The organism is Vibrio sp. J383 (assembly GCF_023503985.1).
GTDB classification, from domain to species: Bacteria; Pseudomonadota; Gammaproteobacteria; order Enterobacterales; family Vibrionaceae; genus Vibrio; species Vibrio splendidus.
In genome coordinates, this window is record NZ_CP097293.1 from 2,522,906 (window position 1) to 2,548,560 (window position 25,655).

The 25,655-nt window shown below is 44.0% G+C and carries 22 protein-coding genes; 5 read left to right on the top strand and 17 right to left on the bottom strand.

The window, feature by feature from the left end; genetic code table 11:
- Positions 1-139: 139 nt before the first annotated feature.
- Positions 140-955: a DUF2982 domain-containing protein gene (locus tag M4S28_RS11350; protein WP_017089793.1), complete on the top strand. Its 816-nt coding sequence runs from the start codon at positions 140-142 to the stop codon at positions 953-955.
- Positions 956-1,058: 103 nt separating this feature from the next.
- On the opposite strand, the gene M4S28_RS11355 is transcribed toward M4S28_RS11350, so the two are convergent.
- From M4S28_RS11355 to nrfB, 15 genes are all read right to left on the bottom strand, one after another.
- On the bottom strand, positions 1,059-1,712 hold the full coding sequence (locus tag M4S28_RS11355; RefSeq protein WP_004733386.1) for an MBL fold metallo-hydrolase: 654 nt from the start codon (positions 1,710-1,712) through the stop codon (positions 1,059-1,061).
- 100 nt (positions 1,713-1,812) lie between these two features.
- The gene (gene mepK / locus M4S28_RS11360; protein WP_004733385.1) at positions 1,813-2,361 is read right to left on the bottom strand and encodes a peptidoglycan L,D-endopeptidase MepK; all 549 of its coding nucleotides are present in this window, start codon (positions 2,359-2,361) and stop codon (positions 1,813-1,815) included.
- Positions 2,362-2,560: 199 nt separating this feature from the next.
- Positions 2,561-4,099: a L,D-transpeptidase family protein gene (locus M4S28_RS11365; protein WP_249631832.1), complete on the bottom strand. Its 1,539-nt coding sequence runs from the start codon at positions 4,097-4,099 to the stop codon at positions 2,561-2,563.
- Between the two features lie 80 nt (positions 4,100-4,179).
- Positions 4,180-5,268: a DUF1513 domain-containing protein gene (locus M4S28_RS11370; protein ID WP_029222584.1), complete on the bottom strand. Its 1,089-nt coding sequence runs from the start codon at positions 5,266-5,268 to the stop codon at positions 4,180-4,182.
- Positions 5,258-6,319 carry an imelysin family protein gene (locus tag M4S28_RS11375; protein ID WP_017106660.1) on the bottom strand — a complete coding sequence of 354 codons (1,062 nt, stop codon included), beginning with the start codon at positions 6,317-6,319 and terminating at the stop codon, positions 5,258-5,260. Before M4S28_RS11375 ends, M4S28_RS11370 begins: the two co-directional genes overlap by 11 nt.
- 158 nt (positions 6,320-6,477) lie before the next feature.
- Positions 6,478-7,866 (bottom strand): di-heme oxidoreductase family protein, encoded by a 1,389-nt coding sequence (locus tag M4S28_RS11380; RefSeq protein ID WP_249631833.1) that lies wholly within the window; start codon positions 7,864-7,866, stop codon positions 6,478-6,480.
- Between the two features lie 112 nt (positions 7,867-7,978).
- Positions 7,979-9,238 (bottom strand): imelysin family protein, encoded by a 1,260-nt coding sequence (locus M4S28_RS11385; RefSeq protein ID WP_249631834.1) that lies wholly within the window; start codon positions 9,236-9,238, stop codon positions 7,979-7,981.
- 176 nt (positions 9,239-9,414) lie between these two features.
- On the bottom strand, positions 9,415-10,011 hold the full coding sequence (locus M4S28_RS11390) for a GTP cyclohydrolase II (protein WP_004733379.1): 597 nt from the start codon (positions 10,009-10,011) through the stop codon (positions 9,415-9,417).
- A gap of 249 nt (positions 10,012-10,260) precedes the next feature.
- Positions 10,261-10,437 (bottom strand): hypothetical protein, encoded by a 177-nt coding sequence (locus M4S28_RS11395; RefSeq protein WP_017098202.1) that lies wholly within the window; start codon positions 10,435-10,437, stop codon positions 10,261-10,263.
- A gap of 89 nt (positions 10,438-10,526) precedes the next feature.
- Positions 10,527-10,967 carry a heme lyase NrfEFG subunit NrfF gene (nrfF, locus tag M4S28_RS11400; RefSeq protein WP_061021629.1) on the bottom strand — a complete coding sequence of 147 codons (441 nt, stop codon included), beginning with the start codon at positions 10,965-10,967 and terminating at the stop codon, positions 10,527-10,529.
- Positions 10,964-11,518 (bottom strand): DsbE family thiol:disulfide interchange protein, encoded by a 555-nt coding sequence (locus M4S28_RS11405; protein WP_017089802.1) that lies wholly within the window; start codon positions 11,516-11,518, stop codon positions 10,964-10,966. Before M4S28_RS11405 ends, nrfF begins: the two co-directional genes overlap by 4 nt.
- The gene (locus M4S28_RS11410; protein ID WP_249631835.1) at positions 11,499-13,415 is read right to left on the bottom strand and encodes a heme lyase CcmF/NrfE family subunit; all 1,917 of its coding nucleotides are present in this window, start codon (positions 13,413-13,415) and stop codon (positions 11,499-11,501) included. Before M4S28_RS11410 ends, M4S28_RS11405 begins: the two co-directional genes overlap by 20 nt.
- A 128-nt stretch (positions 13,416-13,543) precedes the next feature.
- Positions 13,544-14,518 carry a cytochrome c nitrite reductase subunit NrfD gene (gene nrfD, locus M4S28_RS11415; RefSeq protein WP_249631836.1) on the bottom strand — a complete coding sequence of 325 codons (975 nt, stop codon included), beginning with the start codon at positions 14,516-14,518 and terminating at the stop codon, positions 13,544-13,546.
- A gap of 2 nt (positions 14,519-14,520) precedes the next feature.
- On the bottom strand, positions 14,521-15,207 hold the full coding sequence (gene nrfC / locus M4S28_RS11420) for a cytochrome c nitrite reductase Fe-S protein (RefSeq protein ID WP_016797526.1): 687 nt from the start codon (positions 15,205-15,207) through the stop codon (positions 14,521-14,523).
- Positions 15,208-15,210: 3 nt separating this feature from the next.
- Positions 15,211-15,795: a cytochrome c nitrite reductase pentaheme subunit gene (nrfB, locus tag M4S28_RS11425; protein WP_004733372.1), complete on the bottom strand. Its 585-nt coding sequence runs from the start codon at positions 15,793-15,795 to the stop codon at positions 15,211-15,213.
- 481 nt (positions 15,796-16,276) lie between these two features.
- Here nrfB and nrfA point away from each other — a divergent pair, with 481 nt between their 5' ends.
- Both nrfA and M4S28_RS11435 read left to right on the top strand, forming a co-directional pair.
- Positions 16,277-17,707, top strand: a complete 1,431-nt coding sequence (gene nrfA / locus M4S28_RS11430; protein WP_249631837.1) for an ammonia-forming nitrite reductase cytochrome c552 subunit — start codon at positions 16,277-16,279, stop codon at positions 17,705-17,707.
- Positions 17,708-17,833: 126 nt separating this feature from the next.
- A complete protein-coding gene (locus M4S28_RS11435; RefSeq protein WP_249631838.1) occupies positions 17,834-18,178 on the top strand; it encodes a rhodanese-like domain-containing protein in 345 nt (114 codons plus the stop codon).
- Between the two features lie 104 nt (positions 18,179-18,282).
- Here the strand turns inward: M4S28_RS11435 and M4S28_RS11440 are convergent, their stop codons facing one another.
- Both M4S28_RS11440 and gyrA read right to left on the bottom strand, forming a co-directional pair.
- The gene (locus M4S28_RS11440; protein ID WP_249631839.1) at positions 18,283-18,912 is read right to left on the bottom strand and encodes a TPR domain-containing protein; all 630 of its coding nucleotides are present in this window, start codon (positions 18,910-18,912) and stop codon (positions 18,283-18,285) included.
- A gap of 260 nt (positions 18,913-19,172) precedes the next feature.
- On the bottom strand, positions 19,173-21,860 hold the full coding sequence (gene gyrA / locus M4S28_RS11445; RefSeq protein WP_004733368.1) for a DNA topoisomerase (ATP-hydrolyzing) subunit A: 2,688 nt from the start codon (positions 21,858-21,860) through the stop codon (positions 19,173-19,175).
- 258 nt (positions 21,861-22,118) lie between these two features.
- On the opposite strand from gyrA, the gene ubiG reads away from it, so the two are divergent.
- Positions 22,119-22,862 (top strand): bifunctional 2-polyprenyl-6-hydroxyphenol methylase/3-demethylubiquinol 3-O-methyltransferase UbiG, encoded by a 744-nt coding sequence (gene ubiG, locus M4S28_RS11450; RefSeq protein WP_017078713.1) that lies wholly within the window; start codon positions 22,119-22,121, stop codon positions 22,860-22,862.
- Between the two features lie 508 nt (positions 22,863-23,370).
- Positions 23,371-25,653 carry a class 1a ribonucleoside-diphosphate reductase subunit alpha gene (gene nrdA, locus M4S28_RS11455; RefSeq protein ID WP_108176287.1) on the top strand — a complete coding sequence of 761 codons (2,283 nt, stop codon included), beginning with the start codon at positions 23,371-23,373 and terminating at the stop codon, positions 25,651-25,653.
- The last annotated feature ends 2 nt before the right edge of the window (positions 25,654-25,655 follow it).

Sequence of the window (25,655 nt, forward strand, 5' to 3'; positions counted from 1 at the left end):
GTAGAGTGAAGCGCCGAAAGTCGACGAAAAATACCGATATTGTCTACTAGCGTCTATTATTTAATCATCGACTTATCAATTCAGGGTCATATACACTGGTTATCCATCCAGACAAAAATATGAAAACTTGGTGTTGCCTATGGACACTCGTCACCTTACAAATTTCTCTTTGCCTTCGTTCACACGTTCGTACCGTATTCTGGCCGTTGTTTTAGGCTTCGTTTGCTTGATCGTTGCTCTGTACAGTGACAATCCAAAGTTACTGATCGTGGGTGCATTTTGCATTATTGCCCTACTCGGAACTGGCTATTATTTAATGTTGCGCAGCAGAGTGATGTTCACTCTCACACCGACTCATTTTCAGCAGCATTTTTATAAAGGTGGGTGGGTTTTAAAGTGGAGCAATATTGAAAAGATTGGCCTATGTACTTACGAACAAGATGGGTGGCATCAACCTCTTCCTTGGGTTGGTATCAAGGTTAAAGATTACTCGCCCTACCTCGATTCAATTTGCCCTAAAATCACTTGCGAGTTATTGCTGAGCCAGCGAGCGCTTTTGTATCTGGGCGCCAAGCAAGCGGGTAAAGAGTCAAACTTTGAAGATATGGTCCTAGACTCATCGCATTACCATGCGCGCTGCACTGAGAGCGGTTGTGTGGAACTGAACAGATATAAAGAGTCACAAAATACTGACGAGGTTATCTTCAATGATAGCCAAACACAGACTAGCCCAGGTTCATCCCATGAATCGAAATCCCATAAATCGAATGCGAAAAACGCAGTGATTAAAGACTATTCCGGGTTGCAGGCGATGCTAGCGAATAGGATGAAATATCAGAGGGGTTTCCACGGTTACGATATTTTCATATCAACTCAAGATTTGAATATGAGTGGAGAGGAGTTTATTGGACTGGCTCGACGCTACTTGGCGGCTGCCGAGCGTCTTTCTGATTAAAATTAAACAGGTTTAAAAATAAACTCGTACGCAATAAAAAAGCTTAGCTTTCATAGGAAAAGCTAAGCTTCATTTTCAATCGTTCTTCTATTAAATCATAGACCTAGTACAGAGGCATTTCATCCGCTACGAATGGGTTTGATGCGCGCTCACGGCCAAATGTAGACTCAGGGCCATGACCCGGAACGAATGTTACGTCGCTGCCTAGTGGCCAAAGCTTAGTCTTGATTGAAGCAATCAGCGTGTTGAAATCGCCTTGTGGGAAATCCGTACGACCAATAGCACCGTTAAATAAAACATCACCAACAAACGCCATGCGCGCTTGCTCGCTGAACAGTACAACGTGACCAGGTGTGTGGCCCGGAGTATGAATCACATCAATCACTTGGTTACCAAAAGTAACTTTGTCGCCCTCTTCCAACCATGTGTTTGGTTCAAAGGCTTTGCACAGTGGGAAACCAAACATCTGGCTTTGATTCTCTAGACCTTGAAGCCAAAAGTTATCGGCTTTATGCGGGCCAACAATGTTCACGTTCAAGATCTCAGCAAGCGGTACAGTGCCGCCAACATGATCTAAGTGACCATGCGTCAGTACCAAGTTCACCACTTTAACACCTAGCTCTTCAATGATCGCAGCCAGCTGTTGAACGTCACCGCCCGGATCGACAACGATGCCTTCCATTGTCTCATCACACCACACAATTGAGCAGTTTTGAGAGAAAGAGGTAACAGGGACAACTTGATACTTGAGAGACATATACAAACCTTAAAGGGCAAACTGAAATTTGGGCAAACTATGACATTGGATGTCTACTTTGACAAGTCCCTACCGTTTCGCTCGCAATCTAAGCCTAGCGCTACCAGCTGCGAACTGGGCCAGTATCGATATGGATAAAGTTGCTACGTGCATAATAACCTACACCACCCGCATTCAGGCTTTTGGCTACGTCTCTTAATTCTTTTAGGTTGACGCCATCAATACGGAAATCAATCGCTTTACCCAACATGTGGTAGCTCTTCTTAGCTACGCCACTCGACTTAGAGCGCAATGCTTCATTGGTCGCAGGAGAACGGTAACCAGAGATGATTTGAACTTCTTTTTGAATACCTAAGACATTTTGAATCTGAGTGATCTGATCAAACAGGTTCTTATCCATTGGGTGAATTTCATTACGGCGGAAATCGCGACATAGTTTGCTGAGGCGTGCCATCTCATCACCAACATAGTTAGTGCCATCGAAATAACAGGTCTCTAATCGTTCACCAGTGTGAAGATTGTTCATGCTAATCGTTCTTGGTTGATCAGGGTATGAAGCAAAAGCGATAGAAGGAGTAATTGAGGCGACAACAGCGGTACCACCAGCGTAAGTCAGAAACTGACGGCGTGAAAATAAACTTTGAGACATACAGCAAAAAAACCAATTAGATCGAACGAAAAATGCACGATACATAATGGTAATTGCTGCGTCAACGTACAAAAACCGCCCAAAAGGTTAGTATTTGTAACCTTTGCACGGTTAGTTATTGATCCACATTATAATTTTATCAATAGAAGCTTGGTTGTCATTTTTTGGTCAAGATCACCCTTATTGGCTTCACTGATAATTAACCACCCTCTTTATCATATTGATAGATGTCACCACGATACTGTATGCCCCCTTCTTCAAACAATACGGTTTGATAAATGATATGTACGGGGATTCGCTTCTTGAGTCGCACCTTAGTATTCGGAGCAAGATCATCATTTTGGTTCGGTACTTTCCTTACCTTGGTAGCAAACAACAACTCAGCCAATTCCTCTGCATGTTCAACACGTATGCAGCCGGAGCTATAAGCGCGGAAGTCGTCATTAAACAGGCCTTTACTTGGCGTATCGTGCAGATAGATCGCTCGCTTGTTAGGCGTATTGAACTTGTACAAACCTAATGCATTACGCGAGCCCGCTTGCTGACGCATGCGATATGGGAAAGAATTGAAATTAATGGTCTGCCAATCGATCTCTGTGGTGTCGACCGTCTCCATAGTGCGCCAACCATCAATCACTTGGAAGTTGTGTGTATCTAGATAGCTTTCGTCCGCTTTCACCTTAGGCAAGATGTCTTTGACCATGATTTTCCATGGCACATTCCAAGTCGGGTTTAGGATGACCGAATCGAGATTTATCTCTAAAAGTGGTGTTTTTCGCGACTTTCTGCCCACCACGACTTTGGACTCAAAGACCTCTTCGCCATCTTCCCAATACTTCATATCAAAACTAGGCACGTTGACCACGATGAGAGAGTCTCTGTCTCTTGGCCACAAACGAACACGTTCGGCATTCAGAGCCAATGAAGTCAATCGATCATCAAAGCTCATGTTGATCCATTTGATCGTATCTGGCCCGACGATCCCATCGTCTGTAAGGCCGTGCATTCGCTGAAAAGATTTAATCGCCGTTTGCAGATCTCGATCGAACTCGGGAAAATCGACCGCGATCATCGAGGTATCAACACCAACCAAGGCAATGCGCTCAACAAGAACCGTTTTGTCTGAAAGCTCGTCACCCAAGCGCTTCAAACCTTTCTGTCTATATCGTTCAATATTGAGTTCAGAGGCGGTTTCTAACACCGAATAGGTCGCTTTGAATTGGTCAAAATCCCCAACAGGCGGCGCGTAAGACAACACCATCTCTAATAAGTAATCATTGGCAACGCTGCTTTTTAATCTCATCAGAATATGCGGAGAAGGCGCAGGTAATTTGGAATGCAGCTTGCCCGAGAAGTACCACTCTTTACCGGCAAGCGGCGCATTTTCAACGTAGCTCAGGTAGTAGATAAAGGTATCGGTGAGTAATATGTCCAACTCTTGCCATTGAGCATGGGATTGATAGTGACGGATTTGATTGAGTTGTCGCTCGAAGAGTGGTGCCATTTGAGCTTGTTCGAGAAGCGACAATTGAAATTCAAACGTCTTAACAAGTTCAGGTGAATCCCAAAGAATAGGCAGAGATGAGTCTTGATAAATACTCTGGGTAAGCTCTGGATAAATCAGCATAAAAGAGAGCTCTGAATCAGCCGGAATAAATCGACTCTCGTCAGAACTCGTATAGCTCCATGCGTGCACAGAAACTAGAACTAATAATCCACAGAAGTATTTTGCGAACATGCTTAACTCCATCACCAACCATCTCATAAGTATGGCAAAGAAATAGGAGTAAGCATGTTATTTTTAAGAAGCTTTATAAATCAGATTGAACTCCAATGGTTATCCCACTGGACCGATGATTGCTGAGTTGATTTCTCATAAGGCTTGCTCTGGCTTACCACACTTCCTGCCCCAGAGCTTAATCGAAACTCACCATCAAGCAGCACAGCACCAGAAGCATCAGATAATGCAGACAGTTCTACTAACTCTTTGGTTTCTTTAGACCAAATACCGTAACAGTTGCCTCTTGGCGAAGTCGCAATAATCCAATCGTCTGACGCCGCAATACTTGCGATATAGTGATTGAACCTTGCCCATTGCTCTGGCTCTGCGTTCAGTGATTCAAACTGGCCGCCTTTAGTATGCATCGCCAATAGCGAAGGATACTCATCTGGTTCACCACGATATTGCTGGCCACAAAGCACGGTTTCAGCACCATCATGGGCTAAGTGTCGAATGCTCAGCTTCTTATCCAACAATTCAACCTGATCAAGTAACACACCTTCAGGAGAAACATAACTCAAGCTCGGCTGCATCGAATCGAGGTTTTTCGGTGTTCTACCATCAGTATGAACGCCACCAACGCCGATCGCGAGATTACCATCCGGCATGATGATCACTTCATGAGGCCCAATACCAAAACCGCTGAACTCTTCGACCTTACGATAGCCTTGCGCGACATCGTAAACGCCAATCACACCTTGGCTGCTGTCCGTTTTCCCTTCAGTGGCATACAGTAACTTGCCATCTAATGAGTAAACGCCATGACCATAGAAGTGACGGTTGTTACCTTTCACGACCATTTTGATCTGCTGACCGTTTTTATAGTCAAACACCATAAAATAGTCACCAGGACGACGAGCAAAAACCACCGCATGTGATGAGGTTGGGCAAATCGCGACGCCATGACCACGATCTGGGATCGGCAGCTGACTCAATGGCATTCCATATTCGTCAGCCACAACCGCTGAATATTGGCCTCGCCCATTCAGCGCACAACCGATTAATTGAGGCTCACTAGATGAGCTCACAGCACCAGAGCGACTAGCGCAGCCAAACGGAAGCATTGGAACAGCTGCACAACCCAGTGCAGCCTTGAGTAGCGTTCTTCGCGTAGTATCAGTCACCATCGGTAGCATTAAATCCTATTACCACGCCAAGCTCTATCGCCACTTCTTCATGAATCAGGTACTTCAAACGTTCTAGTTTGTTGTATTGAGTCAGCACATCTCGATAGCCCTCTTTGCTCTGCAATAACTCAAACAAGCTTGAGTCTGTAGGCCAAGTATCTAGCGTCAATGTGAACTGCTCAGCAACACGGTCAGCAAGGTCGTTTAAGCCCTTCTCTCTCAACAAGCCGTCTAGGCCATTGCCATCGGCAAGGTACAAATTCTGAAGTGCTGCTACATTCGCTTTTAGTTGAGTCATCGAGGTTTGTGCACGCCATGATTCCGAGAAGTAAGGACGCGGATGACCAATTTTCGCCATCGGGCGACTCAGCTTTTTCATGCTGTAATCAAGTTGGTTGGTCAATAAAGCGATGTATTCAGACTCCCAGCGAGTCTCGTCTAGCGCTAACCAAGGGTTAACCTGCCATGCCTGTGCAATCGAAGATGACTTAATCGCTAAGTTTTCAGTAATCGCTTGTGATGATTGGCAACCTAGCGCTTTGTCTTGAAGCAGTGGCGATTGCTCGTCATAAAGCGACCATTCCAAGGCACCTAGCCCTTGAACGGTCACACTCTGCTGCGCGATTTCGTCTTGAGTCCAAGCTTTGTTTTGCTGAGTTAACTGACGCATCTTAAGACCCGTCGTGTTCTTTTTGTCTGGCCAGAATTGAACATTCCAGCTCTCTTCAAGCGCTGCTGTTGGGCCTCTTTCTTGGCCTTGTAGTGCCATCCAGCTGTTCATGGTGAGCTGCCACTGATTTTTCAACGCATCTAGTTCTACATTGTTGGTTTGGCAATAACCCTGCATCAAGACTTCTAGCTCGTTGGCTTGCTTGGCGAATAGGACTGCAGAATCAAACTCTTGTTGATAGACACTGCGACTGATGTGGTCGGTCGTGTCTGCTTGATAAGACACACCGTTAACCTCAGATGAAGCGGCTTGCTCACCCGATGATTGGCAGCCTGCCATGATTAATACCGACAAAGGCATTAACAAAAATTTATGCGTCATGCTGTTACCTTACTTCCTAATTTTTCTTTTAATTATATGAGTTCATTAAATACGAAACGACCGCTGGCCTCGTATTCCTACAAGTTCAGCGGTGCTAAGTGGTTTGATAGCGGCTTTCTTAAGTCACTAGCCGTTAACTAAACTGAATTCAACTCAGCCTATAACGAGTTTAAGAACGCCAATAGCGCTTCACGCTCGCTGCTACTAAGAGCTAAAACGTTTTGTTTCGCCATTTCTGCTTCACCACCATGCCAAAGCACAGCTTCCATAACATTTCTCGCACGACCATCATGAAGTAAGAAGGTGTGGCCATTCACTTCTTTGGTGTAGCCTAATCCCCATAAAGGTGTTGTGCGCCATTCTTGGCCATTCGCAAGATACTCAGGACGGTTATCCGCTAAGCCTTCACCCATATCGTGCAGCAACATATCGGTATATGGGCTAATTAACTGCTTAGACAACGCAGGCAAACCTTCACGCTCTGCCGTGCGGAATTCAGCTTGGTGACAACTTTGACAACCCGCGTCTTTAAACAGCTTTTTACCCTGAACAACGACTGGATTGTCGACATTACGACGAATAGGCACCGCTAAATGCTGAGAATAAAACTCAACAAAATCTAGAATGTTGTCGCTGACTTCTGGTTTGCCACCATTTGGAAAATCATCACAAGTTGATTGCGCTGATGTGCAGTTTTCATTCGGGAATAAGCGACTCGTTAAGCCCAAATCACCGTTAAACGCCGCGGCATTTTGCTGCATTAGGTTTGGCTGTCCAGCTTTCCAACCAAAACGACCTAGAGCCATTTCGTTGGTTTGAACATCGAGAACATAGTTAGCTTTACCGGAAATACCTTGCTTGTCGGCCAATTGCTGCTCTGCAAATCCAAGAATCGTTTCTTTTGAAATGCTCTCCAGCAGACCAAGGCCAATCATTGGCGGCGCAACGCGCGCAGAAAACTCTGTTTTAGGGTGCATCTCGCCAAAAGCAAGATCGGTAATCTTTAGGGTTGGTTTACGTAGAGTCACGACTGTGCCGTCTTTGAATTCAACCGGAACATCTGTGTAGCTGATGTTCACTTTACCCTCTGGTTTCACACCTTGAAGCGCGAAATCTTGTAACTGGCCGCCGTAAGTCGGTTCTGGAATACCACCATCGCGAATGAAAGCTTGTCGCTCCTCTGGCGTTTCAGCTGGGATACTTAAGCGAACCAACATTGAAACCGCGTTCTCATCGCCTTTTTCTGGCGCATGACCACGACCATCTTTAATATGGCAGTTTTGACAACCGTTGGTGTTAAACAATGGGCCCAATCCATCACGTGCATCGGTTGATGATGGTGCAGGAACCCAAGGGTTTCTAAAGAAGCTGTTACCTACGCTGAAATCCAAGCGTTTGCTCATTGGCAAATTGGCAGCAGGAAGAGAAAAAGCATTAGCGCCCTCTTTCTTCACCGTTGTTTTACCACCTGAGTAGGTTTCATGAGCGTGTAATGGAGATAAGAAAAACAGTGCGGTTAATAGTGAGGCTGAGAGATACGACTTCATACATTGCCTTGCTGTGTTTTTGATTTTAGTTTTTATTTGGGAGTAACTTTCTTGAGTAGCAAACAATTAAGGGCTCAATGAGAGCCCTTACAATAGTTTTGGACTCGGGTTCTTAGAACTCGTGATCAGCCGTGTCTGGGTTTAGGCTATCAATGCCAATAACACCAGCAGCACGCTCGATTGCAGCTGTTTGAGACACTAGCGCAACAATTGTTTTGTTTACTAGCGCGTTACCTGCAGCGTTGTCAGCAGCGATTAGCTGATCGAAGTGCTGGTTGTTTTTCTCTGCAGAAACAACAAGCTGACCAACTTGTGCACGTGCTAGGTCAAACTGCTTTTGAATCTCTTTCGCAGCTTGCTCGTCTTTTTGCTCAACTAGATCAAACAGGCTAGGACCTGAAAGTAGAGAACCATCTTCACGCTTGTACAAGCCAGTGTATACGTTGTAGATACCTTGCTCGTTGTAGTAGTGAGAGTTGTGCGTGTTATCAGAGAAACAATCGTGCTCGTCTTCAGTAGAGTTTGCTTCTAGTGCAACCTTCATACGCTCACCCGCTAGTTCACCTAGAGACAGTGAACCCATGCCAAATAGCATTTTACGTAAGCCGTTTTCGCTAGATTCAGAAAGAAACTCTTGACGGTAGTTACCTTTCTCGCCTTCAGCCCACTGTTTTTCCATCCATTCTAGATCTTGGATAAGCAATTCAGCTGATGCTTTTAGGTATGCGCCACGACGGTCACAGTTACCATTAGTACACTCAGCGCCAACAACGAAGTCAGTGTAAGCACGCTCACCTGCACCGCTGTTTGTGCCGTTTAAATCTTGACCCCAAAGTAGGAATTCAATCGCATGGTAGCCAGACGCTACGTTTGCTTCAGAGCCACCGATCTCGTTGAGATCTGCAATTAGTTCTGGAGTAATGTTGGTTGCGTCTACCGTTGTCTGACCAATTTGGAAAGTTTTATTAGCAACGATGTTTGCGCTAGCGCCTTCGTTACCAAGCTCATATTGGTAATCAGTCGAAACGTAATCGATTAGGCCTTCATCAAGTGGCCATGCGTTCAATTGGCCTTCCCAATCGTCAACAACAACGTTACCAAAGCGGAATACTTCTGACTGTTGGTAAGGTACGCGAGACTCAAGCCAAGCTTGTTTTACTTGTTCGAAATTGCTAGCAGAAGGAGAAGCTAAGAAGGTATCAATAGAAGAGTTCAACGCTTTTGCTGTAATTACTGAATCTGCAAACACTGCATGAGCAATATCTGCGTAATGTTCTACAACTTGATCTTGAGTTACTGCTGCGAAAGAAGAAGCAGAGGCAAAAAGGAGTGACGAAGTTACGGCTTTTGTCACTAAAGATTTAATAGTCATGAAGCATCCTTGTTGAGCTTTAAATTATTATTCGTAGTAATAGTGCAAACCATTATCATTTGCACTACGGATTGGAATAATACAAACTTACAATTTTATTGCAAGATAAATACAAAAAAACCTCACATATGTGAGGTCTTTAAACATTTTAATGTTCAGCGCTACAAAGAGGCTAATCAGATATCCAGATTATGCTTACCGTGTGAGACTTTTGCCTTCAGGTAGCTTTCATTACCCGACTTAACATGAGCAGAGGTGTTCACCACTTCTTCAATCTCAATACCAAAAGATTTCAGCTCATTGATTTTCTTGGGGTTGTTAGTGACTAGGCGAATTTTTGTGGTTCCTAAAGCACGAAGCATTTCTGCCGCTTCAGTAAAATCACGCAAATCATCACCGAAACCTAGATGGTTATTGGCTTCGTAAGTGTTCATACCTTCACTTTGCAGGCGGTATGCATCGATTTTATTGTATAAACCAATACCACGACCTTCTTGGCGTAAGTAAAGAATCACTCCACCCGTCTCACCCATAATTCTAATGGTTTCGTCTAGCTGCTCGCCACAGTCACAGCGAGAGGAATGGAAAACATCACCAGTCAGGCACTCAGAGTGCATACGAACAAGAGGTATGTCTTGTGTCTTGTCTGCTGATTTAAATATCACAGCAACATGCTCTTTATCTGTTTTCAATCCATGAAAAGACAGAAGTTCAGCATCAATACTGCTTGTTACCCCTACTTTGAAATCTATTCTGGCACGCACTTCCGCCATAGCTATACTCACTTGAAAATTCGATGTATTTAACAACACTACATTATATGTCTAGGCAATATTTTGTAGCTAACTATCTAATGATAGACACTATGAGGCTGTTAACAATTTTTTTCAAGGTCGACCATGCACTAATTGTTATATTATAACAATAATTTTTCAGGTAACAAAAAACCCCACATTGGGATGACCAGCATGGGGTTATAAATTAATCAGATGCGGCTAAAGCTACGATTTTTTACAGAACGATTAACTTATTTGAGTTTGCTTCCAGATGACAAGCTGAACCCAAGCGTTCTCTAATTCGGTTAACTCTTCTTGAGTAAGCGTAGAAATGCTCGACTTTGCACTGTATTTTTCTGCCCATTTGTCAGATCGGACACGAGTATGGAACTCTTTCTTTAAATTTGAGATTACGTTATCCACAGATACATCCTTATATAACAGTGCTTAGCCTTTATAATCCTTTAATGTTACAAAATACAGGTCAATTGGTAAACAGTAATACATAATTTTTATGAGCTCTTTCTAACACTTTTTACTGATAAATATATAAATAAGAGAAATAATACGCTCGGAAGTAGCCAAAGTAATAAGTTTGAAACACTCATTGCTGGTTTATAGAGCACAAATTCACCGAACCTTTCCGTCATATATTGAGTAATCTCATTATTACTCTTCCCTGCTTTCACCATATTGAATACAACGAGGCGTAAGTCTTTTGCAATTGGAGAGTTCGACTCAATCAAGTTTTGATTCTGGCATTGCGGGCAACGTAGGGTTTTTGCCAATGTAATAGCGCGCTGCTGTTGTTCTGGGTTTTCAAACTCAAACAGTTCAACTTGAATACTCGTATCCTTATTACTGGCTGTAAACAGATCTTCTGCCAAAATCGGAAAACTAATAACCATAAGCGTAGACAGCACAACGAGTGCTTGTATTAAAGGCTTCATCATCCATTCGCACCATCAAAATACATCGCAAGTTCTTCTTGCCACACTGATTCGTTGATCACGCCCAGTAACTTCTTAATGATTTGGCCGTCAGCGTCGACCAGATACGTTTCAGGAGTACCGATTACGCCGAGTTCTAACGCTAGCTTACCTTGAGGATCACTGATCACCGTTGAGTACGGATTGCCATCGCTCGATAACACATTGATCGCTGCCCCGGAGTTATCTCGATAATTTAGCCCAACAATTGGAATACCTTTATCATGAAGTTTGAGCAAAAAAGCGTGCTCAGTTTTACATATACCGCACCACGAAGCCCAAACATTAACCAGTTGATAAGGATGCTGAGTGACATCAGCCAACGTAATTTCCTGTTTACTACTGATGCCTTCACTATTCGCTAACTCAGTAGATATGAATTCTGGGAATGCCCTTTTTTGCTCCGACACAATCGTCGATTGCTGCTTATTATTGAGCGCAAAGGCAAAACCCAACACCACCGTTAATGCCAAGATAATTAACGTGATGAGCTTGTTACGAACGCTGGTATGCATACTGTGACGCCTTAACGGTTTTCTTTTTACGATGAGTCAATGAGAGTAAAGCGCCAAGAATGGAGAACAACCCACCAAACCAGATCCAGCGCGCATACGCCTTGTATTGCACTCGAAACGCATAAGCGGTGGAATCTACTTTCTCGCCCATGGTGATATAAACATCGCCATGCCAGAACCACTTCATTGCAGGCTCACTCATGTTCATAACTCGAACTTGGTAGTGTCTTCTTTCTGGCGCTATGGTAAATCTTTTATCGTCGGCATCTAAGTTTAGTATCGCCTTCTCTGCGGTAAAATTTGAGGCGACATAAAGCTCGGTATCACGATGAGAAAGCGTCCAATCCATGAACTCTACTTGTGCGCCCGGGCTTAGTTTATAGCTGCGCTCAAATGAGTGATAGCTATTCATTGCAGCACCTACAGCGAGTACTGCAACCCCGACATGAGCAAAGGTCATCACCCAGACTTTGCGTTGGAACGTAGAACTTCGGGTAACCACTAAGCCGTAAATATGCGTCAGTAACACCCAGAATGCGAGGCCCCAAGTCAGCAGTGCCATCACTTGGGTCTGCTCGACTTGCAAAGCGTAACAGGCGAACCCTAGACCAATAGATACTAGAGCGATCAGCGTAATAACACCTTTAGTCGCTTGAGGTTTAATACTCAGCAAAGGGGCTAAGCCGACGACGGCTAACGCAAGCAAAGCCAAAGGTGCAATCAATAGATTAAAGTAAGGCGCACCTACCGATATGTTACCCAACCCAAGCAGTTCAAAGACCATTGGATAAAACGTACCAAACACCACAACAGCGGTCGCCAGAACAAAAATGAGCACCGCAACTAGGCTTAAAAAGCTCTTACTCGCGAAGCTAGTAATCGGGTTAGATTCAAAAGACTCTCCTCTGATGATAAGCAGAGAAAATGAGCTCACCAGTACCAACACTAATATAAGTAGCAGTGCGATACCTTTGGTTGGGTCAACAGCAAAAGCATGCACCGACGTTAATACGCCAGAACGAACAATAAAGGTGCCTAAGATACTCAAACAAAACGTAATGAAAGCAAGGCTGAGAGACCATTTCAAGAGCTGTTGTTTGCCCTTAGCAACGCCTAGACTGTGCAGTAAAGCTGTTGAAGTAAGCCACGGCAACAAGCTGGCATTTTCAACAGGATCCCAGAACCACCAGCCGCCCCAGCCTAATTCGTAATACGCCCACCAAGAACCAAGAATGATCCCTGCGGTTAAAAAGATCCAAGCGACTAGACACCAACTGCGACAATGGGCAACCCAATCAAACTCAATAGGATCAACCAGCAAAGCGGCTACAGCAAATGCCAGCACCACAGAAAAACCGACATAGCCAAGGTAAAGTAATGGCGGGTGAAAGATCAGCCCGACATCTTGCAACATTGGGTTAAGGTCACGCCCTTCTAGCGGCAAGATCGAGTTCATTTCAAATGGATTTGATGCGAATAACGTGAACCAAGCAAATATCGCGAGCAGTAGATTCATTACCCACAACACACGGCTTTGGTATTCATTCGAATAGTGTTTTTGTAAGGCAATAACGCCAGACCAGACGCTGATCGTCAGTACCCAAAACAACAAGGAACCTTCATGGCCTGCCCATACGGCTGCGAGCTTAAAAAATGAGGGTAATTGAGTATTTGAATGTTCAGCGACATAGAGAATAGAGAAGTCATCACTGACAAAGGCGTAGCCAAGCAATGCAACAGAAGTGAGAGAAAACAGCGCACTTGAAAGAGAGAAACTGCGGATTAAACCTATATTTTGCGTCCGTTTGTTTAGCATTTGATAAAACGAATGCACACCAATAATGCTACTGAGTACAGCAACCAACACTAAACTAAACAGCCCCAAAGAACCGACCATATCACCTCAATAAGGCTCCGCTTGAGCAGAGCCGATCTGAACACGCATCTCATGTTTACTAAAAGCATGTCCATTAATAAGCAGATGTCTAGTATCCGACATCTGCTCACTAATAAACTTGAGCAAAATTAAGCTATCGTTAACTGCCCTGCATAAAGGACAAAAGTTCTCAGCATTAATACGCCCATTAGGCTTAGCGAAGTCACGGAGAAAATATACACCGAGCTATGGCGGATTGAGGTTGGTGTAACGGCATTCAGCAACAACGGTAAAACCATGCCAACACCGATGACGCCATACCAGAACCAACTCGCCCAGAAACCACTGCCTATTGCGTTCCATACTGCTTGCTCACTTTGACCACCAGCGAAGATAAGCCCAGTAAAGAAAGTAATTAGAACAAACAATTCAAACATCACGACTGGACGTTCGAATCCGTGGATCCATGAAATAGTCGGGCTATGAGGTGATTCTTTAAAGACCAGCACACCAAATAAAATACACGCCGCCGCTCCCGAAGATAAGCTCGAGAATAAGAACAAAATCGGCAGCACTGGGTTATTCAATAGTGGGAAAGTATTTAAAGCTGAAAGCAAGAATCCGGTATAAGCGGCAAGCATAAGAGCAAGAACAGCTAAGAATATTTCCAGAGCATTCTCAAACACTTCTAATTTGCCAATCCAATTACCGACAAAATCAAATCGTCCTTTTAGCCATGCTTGATCATTCAAGAACACGACTATTTGATCTCTAAATATAATGCCGATCCAAAGGAATAAGATCACCATATATACTTGGAATAAGATCACACCCATCGACATCACAGACGTTGGATTATAGAAGATCATGATCTTCCAAAAGGATAACGGTTTTGTCAGGTGGAAAACCAAGATAAGCAGACCTGAAATGATCCCAAATGGCGCAAGAAAAGCCGTGGCCTTTAACACACCATTATGAGCAGGATCGCCTTCAATGACCTTACGTTTTAGGTAAATGGAGATCATTACGGCACCCGCCGACATCCCCGCGAGAAATAGATAGATTGCTATAATCCAGTCCCATACCACGGTACCAGACTGAAAAGCTGCGTCCCATGCACTCATAATCAAATCTCCCCTTTTTGGTGTGGCACTTTATAGAGTTTTGGCTGAGTACCTAGATAAGCTTTATCTCTGTAAACCACCTCAGATTGAAGCACCTGGTTTATCTCACTCTTAGGGTCATTTAGATCGCCAAAGACCAGCGCATTGGTCGGGCAAGATTCGACACAAGCAGGCAACTTCCCTTGTGCAAGATTGGTATCACGACAGAAGTTACATTTATCTGCGGACTTGTTCTCAGGATGGAAAAAGCGCACTTGATATGGGCAAGCCAATAGACAATAACCACAACCGACACACTTCTCTTGATGAACGTCGACAATGCCGGTTTTTTCATCTTTGTAGGCCGCGCCTGTTGGGCAAACCATCACACAAGGTGCGTTATCACAATGCTGGCAAGAGTTACGAGTAAAACGGTAATCAACATTGGGATATTCGCCTTGGGGCTCACTCTTAATAATTTCTAAGCGCGATACACCTTCAGGTACTTTGTTTACTTCACGACATGCTTCGGTACAGGCGGTACAACCAATACAAGCGGTTTCGTCATGAATCATTCCATAACGTTTAGTGCCATCTTCTTGAACATTGGCTAGCGTCTTGCGACTTGTTACTGCCGCAGTTCCCGCTACACCTGTGGTAAAAATAACGGCACCAGCGCCTGCTAAAAAGTTTCTTCTTGAGCAGCTCATAGATTACTCCTCTTCTTTCTTCTGGTTGAAGTCTGAATGGCAATCCACACACAGCTTGATGGTTTGCTTCTTATCTAAGCCCAACACCTTTGCTTCAGTCGCATGAACATCATGGCAGTTTGAACACGTTAAGTTTTGCGCGTGAACATCGTGAGTCCAACTCGCTTCACGCAGATCATCAGGCTTGTGACAATCGATACATTGGCTATTGGCATCTAAAATTAAGCTAGGGTCTAGGAAAACCTTTTCAGTTCCCGGTTGTGATTGAGCCTCGCGATACTTCACCACTTCAGGCGCACCTTCACGGTGATCGGGGCTAATAGAACTATGACAGTCGGTACAATTTACTTCGCGGCCAAGCAAAGCGTGTGCACTTTCACCATGTGAACCCAATACCGTTTCTTTTGAATCTTTATGGCATTGAACACACTTGTAGTCTTTGTCGCGGATTAATTCGACTTCATGTCTTGTTGATTCTCCTACTGGCGTAACAGCAGGCTCAGCAACAGCATGAATGGAATAACCATAGAGGCAGAATGCTAGAAGGGATTTAAGCATTATGACTATGGCCAATTTAATATTGCCCATTTTATCCTTTCCTTATACCGGCATTATTTAACTCTCAACTAAATAATATTCCAGTTAAACAAAAGTACCCTTAAACGATATTATTACCGCTTAAATGATATCAATTCTTATTTTGGATAAGCCACAACGCTTTCTATAGTTAGAATATACCTCTAATTGGGTAATACGAAATTTGGATGGGTTAATCTGTGAACGCAATCACCCTATTTATATCATGGTCAATTTAGGTAATTGATTGTTATATATGATAATAATTCTCAATTAAATTTTAATAACATTGCCCACCAATACCTCTTTAGGGGTATATAAACTTCAACGTGATTGAAGTCACTACCATTAATTGATCTAAGACAAGCTATATCCAACACGTAACAAAATGTGTTTGTTTATGAATTAATATAAACAGGAATTCTCCAGTTCTTAATTTGAATAGCAAACTCACAACGCTTGGTATAAGAATCAGTATATTGGAGATATCACTGTGAAAAAGCATTGGATACGTAATTCGGTCACAGCACTATTAATGGTTAGCGCATCACTAGCAAGCGCGACCAGTTTTGCTGCGTCTGAACAAAAAGAAATTGGCGACCCTCGTAACGACCAGTTCGAGCAAAACCACCCAGATCAATATCATTCATGGAGACAGACTTCAGAAAGCGAAGTTATTGAAGACGCACTAAAAGAAGATCCAAACATGGTTATCATGTGGGCTGGCTACGGCTTCGCAAAAGATTACAACAAGGCACGTGGTCACTTTTATGCGATTGACGACGTACGACAAACGCTGCGTACTGGCGGCCCAACGGACGAAAGCTCAGGCCCAATGCCAATGGCATGTTGGAGCTGTAAGAGCCCAGACGTAGCACGTGTTATTGAAGAACGTGGCGAAGATGGTTACTTCGAAGGTAAGTGGGCGCGTCTTGGCAACGAGATCATTAACCCTATTGGCTGTTCAGACTGTCACGATACCAAAAGCGAAGGCTTTAAAAATGGTGAACCAGCACTTAAGGTGACTCGTCCTTACGTTGAACGTGCATTTGAAACGATTGGTAAAAAGTTTGATGAACAAAGCCGCTTAGACCAACAAGCTTCTGTTTGTGCTCAGTGCCACGTGGAATACTACTTCACAGGGCCAACCAAAGGTGTGAAATTCCCTTGGGACCAAGGTACAACCGTTGGCGACATGGAACGCTACTATGATGCAATCAACTTTAAAGATTGGACGCATAAAGTATCGAAAGCACCCATGTTGAAAGCACAGCACCCAGGTTTTGAAACATGGCGCGAAGGCATCCACGGCAAGAACAAAGTCGTTTGTGCTGACTGCCATATGCCGAAAGTTACCAAAGAAGATGGCACCGTTTATACCGACCATAAAGTGGGTAACCCATTCGACCGCTTCGAAGATACGTGTGCAAACTGTCACACTCAAACTAAAGAAACCATGCGTAACATCGTTTCAAGCCGTAAAGCACAAGTGCTGAACATGAAGCTGACTGCTGAGAAACAAATCGTAGCCGCTCACTTTGAAGCAGGCGCGGCATGGGAAGCGGGTGCGACAGAGCAAGAGATGGAACCTATCCTACTGGATATCCGTCACGCTCAATGGCGTTGGGACTACGCTATTGCGTCTCACGGCATTCATATGCATGCACCTGAAATCGCTCTAGAAGTGCTAGGTACTGCCGTTGACCGCGCAGCGGATGCTCGAACTAAGATTGTTCGTCTACTGGCGAAGAAAGGCATCACCGATCCAATCGAGATTCCAGATATCTCGACAAAAGAAGCTGCTCAAAAAGCGCTTGGAATGGACATGGATAAGATGAACGCTGAGAAACAACACTTCTTAGACACGGTTGTTCCTAAATGGGAAGAGCAAGCTGAAAAGCGTGAAGCCAACTACGAATACTAGTTTCTTCAATTAGACCATTACGTAAAAACCAGTCACACTATTGTTGTGTGGCTGGTTTTTTTAGGTTTTGGGGGAATACACATCAATATCGCCCCCCGATCCACTCGCCAATTCAAGGGATAAACAATGAAAATCTTACTTTCGCTTTCGGCATTATGTATTGCACTACTCAGTTCAGGCGTTCACGCATCTGAGCGTGCTGAGACAGGGTGGGAATTAATAGAGAAAGGTGCATTAGTGGTTGATGTCAGAACACCTGCAGAGTTCGAACAAGGGCATCTAGATAACGCCATCAACTACCCTCTTTCTGAAGTGGCTACTCACTTTGCTAAGATAAATAAAGACCAACCCATCGTGTTGTATTGCCGCAGTGGCAATCGTTCAGGGCAAGCTTATCAATTCTTGCGCGCTCAAGGGTTTACTCAAATCCACAATGCTGGTGGCTTAATCGAAATGCAAGAAAGCCAATAACTTGAGAGATTAATGGCTTTAGAGGCTAATCGTTTCAAAAGCAAATCGCTTCAAAGACAAATAGCTTCAAAAGCTAATCCGGAAGAACAGCCTATTGACCAAGCCTAGCGGATCATCTGTTTGGCTTGGTTGATCGAGTGAATAATAGAGACACGATCAATGCCCTTTTGATTGGAATCTAAGATTTGAGTCCACGCATCAATCGCTTGTTGATAGCGCATGCTGATGAAGTGATCGGTCGCAATCAGCATCAATGCCGTACGATCATTGGGATCAAGCTGCATTGAGTGATCCAATAACGCATTCACGTCATCGCTCATAGCTTGAGAACTAAGATAGTAAAGTGCCGTTGCTTTGGCTGCATAGAGGCCAGAAGGTACTTGAGGGTCTAATCGAATCGCGTAGTCGTAACAGGTAAACGCAGCATCAAACTCCCCTTTCTGCATATACACACCACCAAGCTTAAACCACAAATCGGATTGATTCGGATCTTGCTCAAGGCTTTGCTGAAGTTCATCTTCGAAATCTGTTGCCGTGTAGTTATTGCTATCATCCAAAGGAAGTTGAGGTAACTCTTGCTTCAGTTGAGACCAGACCAGCACGCTCAAAGCCACGGCAGTAAGAGAAATCACCACATTGCCTTTTAGATGACTGCCATTGTTGCTCGCGGCAATAACGACCGCGATCAAAAATAGGCTCATTAGTACCAACGCAACCAACAACCAGATATCCATTCCACATCCCTTTTATTTAGATCTACCCCTACTCTATCGTTTTCGCCCTGCCTCGTTATTGATCAAAGTTTAGCGTTCGAAATTTAGTGCTCAAACTTTCGTATAAAGCGACGGGTTAAGGTTGGTGCTAAGACCTAAGCCATAAGCCATAAGCCAAATGAGAAGAGAAGAGAAAAAGAGTGAAATGACAAGCAATAAAAAACCGAGCACTTAGGCTCGGTCTTTTCATTGGTAAGCTTAATTACTTAACGTAATCGAGATTACTCAGTGTCTTGCTCGCTATCACTTTCAGAGTCAGAAGCATCTGATGCTTGCTCTTCACTTGATTCAGAAACGACCGTTCCTTCTGCATTAACTGTTTCTGCGTTTACTGCGTCAGCATTTGCTTCTTCAGTTTCTTCGCCTTCAACAATCTCAGCTTCTTCTACTTCGTCGATACGTTGTAGACCTACAACATTCTCGTCTTCAGCAGTACGAATCAGTGTCACACCTTGAGTGTTACGACCAACTTGGCTTACTTCCGCTACGCGAGTACGTACTAGTGTACCTGCGTCGGTGATCATCATCATTTCATCGCCTTCTTCAACCTGAACAGCACCAACTACTGGGCCATTACGATCAGAGACTTTGATAGATACTACACCTTGCGTTGCACGGCCTTTCGTTGGGTATTCAGCCAGCTCAGTACGCTTACCGTAACCATTTTGAGTCACAGTTAGGATATCGCCTTCATTTGAAGGAACAATCAGTGAAACCACTTGATCGTCTTCTGGAAGCTTCATACCACGAACACCAGAGGCAGTACGACCCATTGGACGTACTTTGTCCTCGTTAAAGCGAACAACTTTGCCCGATTTAGAGAACAGCATGATGTCGCTATTACCATCAGTAATATCAACGCCAATCAGTGAATCATCGTCACGTAGGTTAACTGCGATTAGGCCGTTAGCACGTACGTTTGCGAATTGATCCAGTGATGTCTTCTTAACTGTACCGTCGCCTGTTGCCATGAAGATGAATTTCTCGTTTGAGAATTCAGAAACAGGCAGGATAGCCGTAATACGCTCACCTTCTTCTAGAGGAAGAATGTTAACGATAGGCTTACCACGAGCTGTACGGCTCGCTTGCGGCAGTTGGTAAACTTTCAGGCGGTACGTTTTACCACGAGTAGAGAAACATAAGATGTTATCGTGAGTATTAGCAACAAGCAGACGCTCAATGTAATCCTCATCTTTCATCTTAGTTGCACTCTTACCTTTACCACCACGACGCTGAGCTTCGTAGTCGCTTAGGATTTGGTACTTAACGTAACCTGCGTTAGAAAGCGTTACTACAACGTCTTCTTGAGCAATTAGCTCTTCCATGTCGATGTCATGAACCGCTGCTGTGATTTCTGTACGACGCTCGTCGCCATAGATATCACGTACCGCTTCAAGTTCTTCACGGATCACTTCCATCAAACGCTCAGTGCTTGCAAGGATATGCATTAGCTCAGCGATCTCTTCTAGAAGTGCTTTGTACTCGTCTAGAATCTTCTCGTGCTCAAGGCCAGTTAGGCGGTGAAGACGAAGTTCTAGAATAGCTTGCGCTTGAGTTTCCGTTAGGAAGTATTGACCATCACGGATACCGTATTGGTCTTCAAGCCAATCTGGACGAGCTGCATCAGTACCAGCACGTTCAAGCATTGATGCAACGTTACCAAGATCCCAACCACGAGATACTAGACCAACTTTAGCTTCTGCTGGTGTTGGTGCGTTCTTGATCAGTTCAATGATTTCATCAATGTTTGCAAGCGCTAAAGATAGAGCTTCCAAGATATGTGCACGGTCGCGCGCTTTCTTCAATTCGAAGATAGTACGACGTGTCACAACTTCACGACGGTGATCAACAAAACACTTCAACATATCTTTAATGTTGAAAAGTTGTGGTTGGCCGTTGTTCAGAGCAACCATGTTGATGCCGAAAGTTGTTTGCAGTTGAGTTTGTGAGTAAAGGTTGTTTAGTACAACTTCACCGACAGCATCACGCTTACATTCAATAACAATACGCATACCATCTTTATCAGATTCGTCACGCAGTGCACTGATGCCTTCAACTTTCTTGTCTTTTACAAGTTCTGCAATCTTCTCGATCAGACGAGCTTTGTTCACTTGATATGGAATTTCAGTAACGATAATTGTTTCTTTACCGTTCTTTTCCATTTCAATGTTCGCTCGTGAGCGCATGTAAACTTTGCCACGACCAGTCTTATATGCATCAACAATGCCCTTACGGCCACTGATTAATGCTGCTGTCGGGAAGTCTGGACCCGGGATGTAGTCCATTAGCTCATCAATAGTGATGTCTTCATTATTGATAAATGCTAAACAGCCATCAACAACTTCGCCAAGGTTATGTGGCGGGATGTTGGTAGCCATACCTACTGCGATACCAGAAGCACCGTTAACCAATAGGTTTGGTATTTTTGTTGGTAAAACTGCTGGTATTTGCTCGGTTCCATCATAGTTAGGAACGAAGTCAACCGTATCTTTATCAAGATCCGTTAATAGCTCACCAGCTATTTTTGACATACGAACTTCGGTATAACGCATTGCCGCAGCTGAATCGCCGTCAACCGAACCAAAGTTACCTTGGCCATCGACTAACATATAGCGTAGTGAAAACGGCTGAGCCATACGAACAATTGACTCGTATACCGCACTATCACCGTGTGGGTGATATTTACCGATTACATCGCCTACTACACGAGCAGACTTTTTATATGCTTTGTTCCAATCATTACCTAGTACATTCATCGCGAACAAAACGCGGCGGTGTACTGGTTTTAGGCCATCACGCACATCTGGAAGGGCACGACCAACGATGACGGACATCGCGTAGTCTAGGTATGAACCTCTAAGCTCATCTTCAATATTTACGGGCGTGATCTCTTTCGCTAGATCGCTCATAGAGCCATTTTCCCTCTATAGTCAGATCGTATTTTTGAATACGTATAAGACCGAAAAATATAACACAAATTTACCTACGGAGGCATCACTTTCCCTCTCCTTTTACCATCTTGTGACCCTTGTAGCCAATCTATTGATGAGAAATTGCACCTCAGCGTCATATCTTGCTGAAACATGGTCACTTTACACCCAATAAACTAGCAAAATTGTAGATCTTCTGGTCAGCAGGAAAAGGCAAGTTATAATGCCTGCAATTTCATGGATGCATTATTTAACTTGGAAATGCCGATTATGACTAAATCACAGAACGTAGACCCAGCAGAAATCAAAAAATTCGAAGACATGGCGTCGCGCTGGTGGGATCTAGAAGGCGAGTTTAAGCCACTACATCAAATCAATCCGTTGCGCTTAAATTACGTGCTAGAGAAAACCGAAGGCCTTTTTGGTAAGAAAGTTCTCGATGTTGGCTGCGGCGGCGGTATTCTGGCTGAAAGCATGGCTGTAGAGGGTGCGGTAGTCACCGGACTAGATATGGGTAAAGAACCGCTAGAAGTCGCTCGTCTGCACGCATTAGAAACCGGCACCAAGCTCGATTACATCCAAAGCACCATTGAAGACCATGCAGAGCAAAACCCACACACTTACGATGTGGTGACGTGCATGGAAATGCTAGAGCACGTTCCTGACCCACAATCAGTTATCTCGGCTTGCTCAAAATTAGTGAAACCGGGCGGCCATGTGTTCTTCTCAACATTGAACCGTAACTTTAAGTCTTACCTGTTCGCTATTGTTGGTGCAGAGAAGTTACTTAAGATTGTGCCAGAAGGTACTCACGACCACGAAAAGTTCATTCGCCCTGCTGAGCTTATCAAAATGGTTGATAACACTCCGCTTCAAGAACTAGGGATTACAGGACTACACTATAACCCGTTAACGAACACCTACCGTTTAGGCCAAAAAGTCGATGTGAACTACATCGTTCACACTCAAAACTTGGGCTAAAAAATATCGGTAGCCCTACCGTAAAATATTTTGTAAAAAAGACGAATGAAAAGAGTTGCAATTACCATAAGTTTGCGACTTTTTTCAGTCTAAATTTCGTGCGCTAGCTTCCATTTTGACCACCTCGATTTAAATTTAATCGTCCAAAATCCATTGCCTATTTTACCCAAAGATCAAGGGATTTTTTTTTATGGGCGTGCAAAAATAAAGCATCCTTAAAAGGCGACTTTTGTACAATCAAGTCACGTCTAACGTCATCAGTTAGTGGTCACTTACAGTTTTTTTTCAATCCACCACTTATCCACAAGCAACCCAATTTCTTTACCTTGAAAAATATCAGTTGTAGCACTATCTTGTAACCCAACAAACAAATGACCCCTATATGTTGTGTTTGAACTACAATATATGGGTAGACCAAGATCACAAAGCCGAAACGTAATTTACAAAAATTACACAGAAATACACAAAAACACGGCCTTGTTCAGTTTTGTTAGGGAAATTAAGCAGAATGAACCAACAACTTACTGTTACCAAGCGTAACGGGCGCAAAGAAACGATCGATTTAGAGAAAATCCATCGAGTGATCACATGGGCAGCTGAAGGCTTGCACAATGTTTCTGTATCACAAGTAGAATTGAAAGCTCACATTCAGTTTTACGATGGCATTACCACGACTGACATTCATGAGACAATCATCAAGTCAGCAGCGGATTTAATCTCTGAAGAGACTCCTGATTACCAATATCTAGCAGCACGTCTGTCAGTGTTCCATCTACGTAAAAAAGCGTACGGTGAATACGAGCCGCCTGCACTTTATGACCACGTTGCAAAACTGGTTGATATGGGTAAATACGATAGCCACCTAATGGAAGACTACACGAAAGCTGAGTTCGAAGAGCTTGACGCGTACATCGACCACAAGCGTGACTTAAACTTTTCTTACGCGGCGGTTAAGCAGCTTGAAGGTAAATACTTCGTGCAGAACCGTGTAACAAAAGAAATCTACGAGAGTGCTCAGTTCCTTTACATTTTAGTTGCTGCGTGTTTATTCGGTAAATACCCGAAATCGACTCGTCTTGACTACATCAAACGTTTTTACGACGCATCGTCTACGTTTAAGATTTCTCTACCTACACCAATTATGTCTGGTGTACGTACGCCTACTCGTCAATTCAGTTCATGTGTACTGATTGAGTGTGGTGACAGCCTTGATTCTATCAACGCAACAGCAAGCTCTATTGTTCGTTACGTATCTCAACGTGCTGGTATTGGTATCAACGCAGGTCGTATCCGTGCGCTTGGTTCTGAAATCCGTAATGGTGAAGCGTTCCACACTGGCTGTATCCCTTTCTACAAATACTTCCAAACAGCAGTAAAATGTTGTTCTCAAGGTGGTGTTCGTGGCGGCGCAGCAACAGTGTTCTACCCACTATGGCACGGTGAAGTTCAGTCTCTATTAGTACTGAAAAACAACCGCGGCGTTGAAGAGAACCGTGTTCGTCACATGGATTACGGCGTACAGCTGAACAAGCTTATGTACTCTCGCCTAGTTCAAGGTGGCAACATCAGCCTGTTCTCTCCTTCAGACGTACCTGGCCTTTACGACGCGTTCTTCGAAAACCAAGAGCGTTTTGAAGCACTTTACGTGAAGTACGAAAACGATCCTTCAGTGAAGCGTGAAACGGTTAAAGCCGTTGAGCTATTCTCTCTGCTAATGCAAGAGCGTGCTTCTACTGGTCGTATCTACATTCAGAACGTTGACCACTGTAATACACACAGCCCGTTTGATTCTGAAGTAGCACCTGTTCGTCAATCGAACCTATGTCTAGAAATCGCGCTACCAACTAAGCCGCTTTCTAACGTAGAAGATGACGAAGGTGAGATTGCACTATGTACGCTTTCGGCGTTTAACCTAGGCGCAATCAACGAGCTAGACGATCTGGCTGAACTTTCTGAACTGGTTGTTCGTGCTCTAGATGCACTACTTGATTACCAAGACTACCCGCTTCCAGCAGCACGTAAGTCGACAATGAACCGTCGTACTCTAGGTGTGGGTGTAATCAACTACGCATACTACCTTGCGAAGAATGGTGTTAAGTACTCTGATGGCAGCGCAAATGGCCTGACTCACCGTACTTTTGAAGCAATTCAATACCACTTGCTAAAAGCGTCTGTTGAACTAGCGAAAGAGCAAGGCCGTTGCCCATCTTTCCACGAGACCAACTACGCGAAAGGCCTACTGCCAATCGATACTTACAAAAAAGATATCGACTTAGTATGTGAAGAGCCACTGCACTACGATTGGGACACGCTACGTGAAGAGATCATGGAGCACGGCCTACGTAACTCTACACTGACAGCACTTATGCCTTCTGAGACTTCGTCTCAAATCTCGAACGCGACTAACGGTATCGAACCACCACGTGGTTACGTATCAGTTAAAGCATCGAAAGACGGCATCCTGAAGCAAGTAGTTCCTGATTTCCTAAATCTTAAAGAGAACTACGAGCTACTTTGGAACATTGGTACTAACGATGGTTACCTTCACTTAGTGGGTATCATGCAAAAATTCGTTGACCAAGCTATCTCTGCAAACACTAACTATGATCCAAGTGTTTACGACAGCGGTAAGGTACCAATGAAGCAGCTGCTTAAAGACTTGCTAACAGCGTACAAGTACGGTGTTAAGACGCTTTACTACCATAACACTCGTGATGGTGCTAAAGACGACCAAGGCGATGCAGTTCAAGTGCCGGAAGAAGATTGTGAAGGCGGCGGTTGTAAGATCTAAAC

Excerpts from the sequence above, each read along its gene's own strand:
- nrdA (WP_108176287.1), top strand. The coding sequence starts at position 23,371 with ATGAACCAACAACTTACTGTTACCAAGCGTAACGGGCGCAAAGAAACG.
- nrfF (WP_061021629.1), bottom strand. The coding sequence starts at position 10,967 with ATGATGAAGCCTTTAATACAAGCACTCGTTGTGCTGTCTACGCTTATG.
- M4S28_RS11365 (WP_249631832.1), bottom strand. The coding sequence starts at position 4,099 with ATGTTCGCAAAATACTTCTGTGGATTATTAGTTCTAGTTTCTGTGCAC.
- M4S28_RS11355 (WP_004733386.1), bottom strand. The coding sequence starts at position 1,712 with ATGTCTCTCAAGTATCAAGTTGTCCCTGTTACCTCTTTCTCTCAAAAC.
- M4S28_RS11390 (WP_004733379.1), bottom strand. The coding sequence starts at position 10,011 with ATGGCGGAAGTGCGTGCCAGAATAGATTTCAAAGTAGGGGTAACAAGC.
- M4S28_RS11440 (WP_249631839.1), bottom strand. The coding sequence starts at position 18,912 with ATGGATATCTGGTTGTTGGTTGCGTTGGTACTAATGAGCCTATTTTTG.
- M4S28_RS11405 (WP_017089802.1), bottom strand. The coding sequence starts at position 11,518 with ATGCATACCAGCGTTCGTAACAAGCTCATCACGTTAATTATCTTGGCA.
- M4S28_RS11410 (WP_249631835.1), bottom strand. The coding sequence starts at position 13,415 with ATGGTCGGTTCTTTGGGGCTGTTTAGTTTAGTGTTGGTTGCTGTACTC.
- gyrA (WP_004733368.1), bottom strand. The coding sequence starts at position 21,860 with ATGAGCGATCTAGCGAAAGAGATCACGCCCGTAAATATTGAAGATGAG.
- M4S28_RS11375 (WP_017106660.1), bottom strand. The coding sequence starts at position 6,319 with ATGACGCATAAATTTTTGTTAATGCCTTTGTCGGTATTAATCATGGCA.
- mepK (WP_004733385.1), bottom strand. The coding sequence starts at position 2,361 with ATGTCTCAAAGTTTATTTTCACGCCGTCAGTTTCTGACTTACGCTGGT.
- M4S28_RS11350 (WP_017089793.1), top strand. The coding sequence starts at position 140 with ATGGACACTCGTCACCTTACAAATTTCTCTTTGCCTTCGTTCACACGT.
- M4S28_RS11380 (WP_249631833.1), bottom strand. The coding sequence starts at position 7,866 with ATGAAGTCGTATCTCTCAGCCTCACTATTAACCGCACTGTTTTTCTTA.
- M4S28_RS11385 (WP_249631834.1), bottom strand. The coding sequence starts at position 9,238 with ATGACTATTAAATCTTTAGTGACAAAAGCCGTAACTTCGTCACTCCTT.
- nrfB (WP_004733372.1), bottom strand. The coding sequence starts at position 15,795 with ATGGGCAATATTAAATTGGCCATAGTCATAATGCTTAAATCCCTTCTA.
- ubiG (WP_017078713.1), top strand. The coding sequence starts at position 22,119 with ATGGATGCATTATTTAACTTGGAAATGCCGATTATGACTAAATCACAG.
- nrfC (WP_016797526.1), bottom strand. The coding sequence starts at position 15,207 with ATGAGCTGCTCAAGAAGAAACTTTTTAGCAGGCGCTGGTGCCGTTATT.
- M4S28_RS11370 (WP_029222584.1), bottom strand. The coding sequence starts at position 5,268 with ATGGTGACTGATACTACGCGAAGAACGCTACTCAAGGCTGCACTGGGT.
- M4S28_RS11435 (WP_249631838.1), top strand. The coding sequence starts at position 17,834 with ATGAAAATCTTACTTTCGCTTTCGGCATTATGTATTGCACTACTCAGT.
- nrfD (WP_249631836.1), bottom strand. The coding sequence starts at position 14,518 with ATGAGTGCATGGGACGCAGCTTTTCAGTCTGGTACCGTGGTATGGGAC.